The organism is Streptomyces sp. TRM68367 (assembly GCF_014495685.1).
Taxonomy (GTDB): domain Bacteria; phylum Actinomycetota; class Actinomycetes; order Streptomycetales; family Streptomycetaceae; genus Streptomyces.
Genome location: NZ_JACTVI010000207.1, coordinates 1 through 6,034 on the forward strand (window position 1 = coordinate 1; position 6,034 = coordinate 6,034).

The window sequence follows — 6,034 nt, forward strand, 5'->3', positions numbered from 1 at the left end:
GGGTCTTCGAAGTTGAGCGGTGCGCTGGTTCGGCTTGCTGACACAGCGTCACGCTCCGTGTTGGGTCGGGCGGCTTGGCCCTGGACGCAAGGTGCCCGTGGCCCTGCGTGATCATTTCTGTTCTCTAGGCAGAACGATCATGCAGGAGCCACGGGCTTGCTCAACGATACGACGTTGCTGCTCGACCTCGACGGGGTGTCCGTCGTCCGGGTCGAGCGGCTGGCGGACGGGACGCGCCGGGTCCACCTGGCCACGGCCGATGAGAGGGCGCGGGCGTGCCCGGCCTGCGGGGTGTTCGCCACCAGGGTGAAGGGCTCGGCGGTTACCCGGCCCCGCGATCTGCCGTACGGCGAGAGCGGGCTGGAGTTTCGCTGGCACAAGCGCCGCTGGTGGTGCCGGGAGGCCGGCTGCCCGCGCCGGTCCTTCACCGAGCAGATCCCGCAGCTACCGGCCGGCGCGCGGATCACCATGCGGCTGCGCGGTGCTGCCGGGCGGCGAATACGCGACGCCGCCTCCACCGTCATCCAGGCCGCCCGGGATCTGCGTCTGTCCTGGCCCACCGTGATGGACGCCTTCCGCGCCGTCGCACACGAGGTCACCGAGGCCCCGCTGCCCGAGGTGAAGGTGCTGGGCATCGACGAGACCCGGCGCGGACGGCCGCGCTGGGAACAGGACCCCGCCACGGGCAAGTGGATGCTGACGCGCGATCGGTGGCACACGGGGTTCGTCGACGCGCTCGGCGCCGGCGGCCTGCTCGGCCAGGTCGAGGGCCGCACCGTCGCCGATGTGCTCGCCTGGCTCGCCACCACCCCGCTGACCTGGAGAAAGAGCATCGAGTACGTGGCCATCGACATGTCGGCCACCTACCGCGCCGCCGTCTGCACCGGTCTCCCGCAGGCCACCGTCGTGGTCGATCACTTCCACGTCGTCCAGCTCGCCAACAAGATGCTGTCCATGGTCCGGCGCCGCACCACCGCCGAGATGCGCGGCCGACGTGGACGCGCCAGTGACCCGGAGTGGAAAGCCAGGCGGCGCCTTCTGCGCAATCGCGAGGACCTCACCGACGAGCAGTTCGCCACGATGTGGAACACGCTGCTGGGCGAGGGGACGATCGGCCAGACCCTGCTGACGGCATGGATCGCCAAGGAAAACCTCCGCAACCTCCTCGCCCTGGCGAGAACCGGCGCCGACCGCCACCAAGTCGGCCACGCCCGCTGGAAGTTCCTCACGTGGTGCGCGGACTCCGACATCCCCGAAGTCCGCCAGCTCGCCACCACCGTCGACCGCTGGTGGTCCGAGATCGAAGCGTTCATCGACACCGGGCACAGCAACGCCAAAAGCGAGGGTGTCAACCGCGTGATCAAGCTCGTCGCCCGCAACGCGTTCGGCTTCCGCAATGCCGACAACCAACGGCTACGGACACGCTGCGTCNGGGTGTCAACCGCGTGATCAAGCTCGTCGCCCGCAACGCGTTCGGCTTCCGCAATGCCGACAACCAACGGCTACGGACACGCTGCGTCACCACCCGCCGAGCCCGCGGACACCTCCGCACCGCTCAACTTTGAAGACCCAGCGCCAACATCGCGATCCCAGCGAGCGACGGGCGCTTACTGGGAAAGGCTCATTGTGCGGACACCGAGATCGTAGACGTGGCGCACTCGGTCCAACTGTCCATCGAGCGGACCGGAATCCTCCAGGTCGAAGGCCACTGCCACGTCACCTGCACGCCCAGCGGCTTCGACGTCTTCGACGCTCATAGCCAGCCGCAAACGGTCATCCGTGGCGATCCGCTCCCGCCAGCTTGCGATCAGACCGGCGACGTCATCGGCGCTGTGGGGAACATAGCCCACGTTCACCGAAACGAAGCTGCCCCCGGGCCTGCGGTAGCGGGCCAGTTCGCCGATATCCCCGCCCATCTGGACTTCCGGCGCGCCAAGTCCTCCCAGCTCCTCTTCGGCGGCCCGGCCGTCTACCAGGAGCGACTGCTGGACCGGCCTGGCATCTGCGGCGGGGGTCAGGCCGGTCGGATCAACGCGGGCCGGACAGGACGTGAGCGGTGCTGGGCAGGCTCTTGTTGGATGTGGTCATGGTCTTCTTTGGAATGGCGGCGACCACGGCAGCGCCGTCCTTGCAGTGATCGGCCTTCTCCGCCGCCGTCATGGGGCGGGAGACCCAGTCGACGACACCCATCTCCTGGGGGACGGGACCGGTGGCGACGAAGTCACGGATGTACCAGATGTAGTGACCCCATTTGCGGTCCTTGTACGTCACCGTGTACTCACCCCCCGCGGTCTGCATCTTGGTGTTCCGGTTGACCCAGCCGACCTCCCCGGCCGGGACGGTGAGGTCCGTTTCGTCGGAGACCCTGCTCTCCCAGGTCCACTCGTGTCCGTAAGTGGTCTTGAAGCTGAGGCTGTACTCCGTGCCGACCAGGGCATTTCCGATCTTGTAGCTGGCTCCCAGCTCGACGCTGAGGGAGTTCTTGCCACCGGTCGTGTCCCACCAGCTCATCTTCTTCTGCTGCTCGATGCTGGTGCAGTTGTACGCGCGGGCCACCTCGTGAACCCCGCCGTAACTGTAGGTGACGTCGCCCTTGTGCTCGAACTTGCAGGTCGCGATCTTGTCGTCGCAGTCCGCGAAGAGCTGGGCGGCGGTGGGCGACTCCGCGTAGTTCCACTGGATGGAGCTCGTCAGGTTGTCCACACCGTCCCCGACCGAGAGCTGACCGCCGATCTGCCAGCTGGTGGAGTCGCCCTTCAGCCCGGGGTCGGCGAAGTGCCGGGCCTGGCAGTCGTTGAAGGTCTGGTACGAACTGATGGCATCGTTGAACTCGGCGGGCACCTGGTCGACCTGGAAGCCCGGCCCGTCGGGGGTGCACTTGCTCTCGGCGGTGAAACTCATGGACTTGCCCGTGTGGTTCGCGTCCAGGTACTCCGTGCCGATGACGACGGACGACTCCGCGGCCGGCTCCGCATCGGCCCGCAGCTCGGCGGCGGTGCCCGCAACGTCGATCTTCTTTTGGAAGGCCGGGTTGGTGACGGCTGTGCGGACGTCCAGCGGAGCGTCCTTGACCCGGCCGTCGGTGGCTGCCGCGATGGCTGCCCGATAGGTCGGGAAACATTGCACAGGACCGCCGGATACATCGACGGTGCAATGTGATCCGGCTGCATGCGAACCGGACTCGGTTGTGGTCGCCAACGCCGTGATCGGCACGGTCAGGGCCAGCACACTGGTGCCCGCCGCCGCAATGATCACGGTCTTCTTGGAACTGCTCTTCATCCGGTGCTGCATCTGCGGTTTACCTCTTCGGGGCCAGGGGATCTCCGGCCAGCCGCACGAGCAATGACTGGGCCAGTGCTTATGGACAGGGAGGCTAGTTCAGCGAAATCACGAGGCGTGTGGGGCTTGAGGGAAATCTGAGGTGCCTGGAGTCTGGTAGCAAGTTGGCGCGTCATAAACCTCGGGCGGCGTCGCCGAGAGGGAGCCTTCGCGATGAGGAGCCGCTGTCGTACCGAGCATTGGGGCTGCAGAGCGAACAGGGTTCCTGATCGGACCTCATGGTCGGCTACGGCGACACCGGCTCGTACGCCGCCGGCACTCAGGCCAAGGTCTAAGTGGTCTGTTCCGGAAGTCCTTCGGGGGTTGGCCTCGGAGTCTGTGTTGTGCATGTCGTCTGCACCGGGCCTACTGCAGATCAAGCAGCATGGTGTCGGCATGGTCGCGGCTCTCGACCACCCGGTAGCCCTCCGCGTAGTAGAGCGCGGCAGCAGGATTAGCGCGTTCCACGCTGAGGCTGATGTACTCCAAGCCGTGCTGTCGGGCGGTGTCGGCCAGCGCCCGCAGCAGCGCACGACCCACACCGCGCCCCCTCCAATCAGCGACAACGCCGATCGCCAGCTCGGGGATGTCGGCATGGACGAAGCCGTAGGCCGGCTCAGCCTCGGTGAAGAACCTCAGCCATGCCGCACCGACGGCGCGCCCGTCGACCTCGACGGCCACCACACCGAGGTCGGTAGCACGCGGCCACCCGTTGACGTAGCGCGCAACCTCCGGGGCGGCCAACGTGTCCGCTCGGCTCCGCCCCGGGTGACTGGGCGTGTTCGCCGCCTCAACGAGCATGTCCTGCAGGAACGATGCGTCAGCAGTCATCGCCGCGCGGATCACGAAATCATTCATGGCCTCGAGTGTTGGAGTCGCATGAGGTTCACTGCAACTGAGTAAACGTTGAAAACCACCGCTGACCGATCAGGCTGCCGTACCGTGATCAATCCTCAGCACTCACCAGTGCTACGCAGTGCTACATGTCAGGTGACGGCAGCCATACGAGAACTGGGTGGTCAGATGCCGGGGGCGGTGAGGTGGACCCTGCAGGAGCAGTCGAGGGCGTCTTCGGGGCTGCCGGCAAGGCCGCCGGTGGTCAGCAGGGAGTCTTCGTAGCGGTCGCTGCTGGCGTAGTAGAGGGTGAAGCCCCACCTGCCGACGGCGCCGGTATAGCGCAGCCGCATCAGCTTGACCCGTTCGCCGTCGGCCAGTTCCGCCTCCACGTAGGCGAAGGCGCCGCGGTGGCGGACGCGCAGCCCTTTCAGCTGCGGCCAGGCAGTGCGGGCACGCTCGCCGAGGCGCGCCTCCAGCGAGAGCCGGGTGTGTTCCGAAGGCGTGGGCATGGCAGCCATCCTGCCCGACGGGCCGGTGGTCGGATACGGAAGGCTACGGCCCGTCGTGATCCGCTTCTCCCGATCGGCCTGCCTGCCTTGAATGTTGCCGCAGCCCGCCCGATAGCCCTGCGCGCCGCCGAGTGCGAGCGGCTGAAAAAAATGGCCTATGGCCACAAGACCGAGTACCGGCTGCGGATGCGCGCGCAGGTGGTATTGCACGCGGCCAGGGGGCGCTCCAATGCGCGCATCGCCCGTGAGACGGGCCTCCATCTGGACACGGTCCGCTGCTGGCGCGGCCGGTTCGCCGCGCAGGGCCTGGCCGGTCTGAGCGACCGCGAGCGGTCGGGCCGGCCACCGTCGTACACGGCACTGGAGGTGGCCGAGGCCAAAGCGCTGGCCTGCCGCCTGCCCGCCGAGACCGGGGTGCCTCTGGCGCGCTGGTCGTGCCCAGAACTGGCCGCCGAACTCGCCGCACGCGGCATCACCGGCCCCGTCTCCGCCTCCACCGTGCGCCGCTGGCTCAGGGACGACGCACTCAAGCCCTGGCAGTACCAGTCCGATCTTCATCACCGACCCCGAGTTCCGGCCCAAGGCCGAGCGCGTGCTGGACCTGTACGCCCGCACCTGGCAGGGCCGGCCCCTCGGCGACGACGAGTACGTCATCAGCGCGGACGAGAAGACCTCCATCCAGGCCCGCTGCCGCTGCCACCCACCCTCGCCCCCGGGCAGGCCCGCGCCATGCGCGTAAACCACACCTACCACCGGGGTGGCGCTCTGGCCTACCTGGCCGCCTACGACGTCCACCAGGCCAAGGTGTTCGGCCGGTGCGAACCCCGCACCGGCATCGACCCGTTCATGAACCTGGTCGCCCAGGTCATGGCCCAGGAGCCCTACGCCAGCGCGAAGCGGGTGTTCTGGGTCGTGGACAACGGCTCCTCCCACCGCGGCAAGGCAGCAGCGGACCGGCTGGCCGCGGCGTTTCTCAACGCGGTGCTGGTACACACCCCGGTGCACGCCTCCTGGGTGAACCAAGTGGAGATCTTCTTCTCAGTCGTGCAGCGCAAGGTCGTCTCACCCAACGACTTCACCGACCTCAACGAGGTCGAGAACCGGCTCCGAGCCTTCGAAGACCGCTACAGCGCCGCGGCACAGCCGTTCCAGTGGAAGTTCACCACCTCCGACCTGGACGATCTGCTGGCCAGGCTCGACCGGCACACCGCCGATCACCAGCAAGAATCCTCCGCCGCAGCGGCAGCATGATCAACCCCCGAAGGATTTACGACGCAGACCACTAATAGGGCTTTGTTAGGTACCCCGGTTGTTCGTGCGTGGGTAGGGTGTGATCTTCTTTCGGGCGTGACACCTGAGGAGATGGAGGA

Annotated in this window: 6 protein-coding genes; 2 read left to right on the plus strand and 4 right to left on the minus strand. The window is 67.2% G+C overall.

All coding sequences use genetic code 11. The features are described from left to right. Positions 1-156 precede the first annotated feature (156 nt). A complete protein-coding gene (locus H8R17_RS44500) occupies positions 157-1,449 on the plus strand; it encodes an ISL3 family transposase (RefSeq protein ID WP_187828852.1) in 1,293 nt (430 codons plus the stop codon). A gap of 158 nt (positions 1,450-1,607) precedes the next feature. Here the strand turns inward: H8R17_RS44500 and H8R17_RS44505 are convergent, their stop codons facing one another. The 4 genes from H8R17_RS44505 to H8R17_RS44520 form a co-directional block, all read right to left on the minus strand. Continuing rightward, positions 1,608-1,916 (minus strand): membrane dipeptidase, encoded by a 309-nt coding sequence (locus H8R17_RS44505; protein ID WP_262506032.1) that lies wholly within the window; start codon positions 1,914-1,916, stop codon positions 1,608-1,610. A 112-nt stretch (positions 1,917-2,028) separates the two neighbouring features. Continuing rightward, positions 2,029-3,279: a hypothetical protein gene (locus H8R17_RS44510; RefSeq protein ID WP_187828853.1), complete on the minus strand. Its 1,251-nt coding sequence runs from the start codon at positions 3,277-3,279 to the stop codon at positions 2,029-2,031. A gap of 405 nt (positions 3,280-3,684) precedes the next feature. After that, positions 3,685-4,176, minus strand: a complete 492-nt coding sequence (locus H8R17_RS44515; RefSeq protein WP_187828854.1) for a GNAT family N-acetyltransferase — start codon at positions 4,174-4,176, stop codon at positions 3,685-3,687. 161 nt (positions 4,177-4,337) lie between these two features. Then, positions 4,338-4,664 carry a hypothetical protein gene (locus tag H8R17_RS44520; RefSeq protein WP_187828855.1) on the minus strand — a complete coding sequence of 109 codons (327 nt, stop codon included), beginning with the start codon at positions 4,662-4,664 and terminating at the stop codon, positions 4,338-4,340. 87 nt (positions 4,665-4,751) lie between these two features. On the opposite strand from H8R17_RS44520, the gene H8R17_RS44525 reads away from it, so the two are divergent. Next, positions 4,752-5,915, plus strand: coding sequence for an IS630 family transposase (locus H8R17_RS44525; protein WP_262506033.1), 1,164 nt, complete (start codon positions 4,752-4,754; stop codon positions 5,913-5,915). Positions 5,916-6,034: the final 119 nt, after the last annotated feature.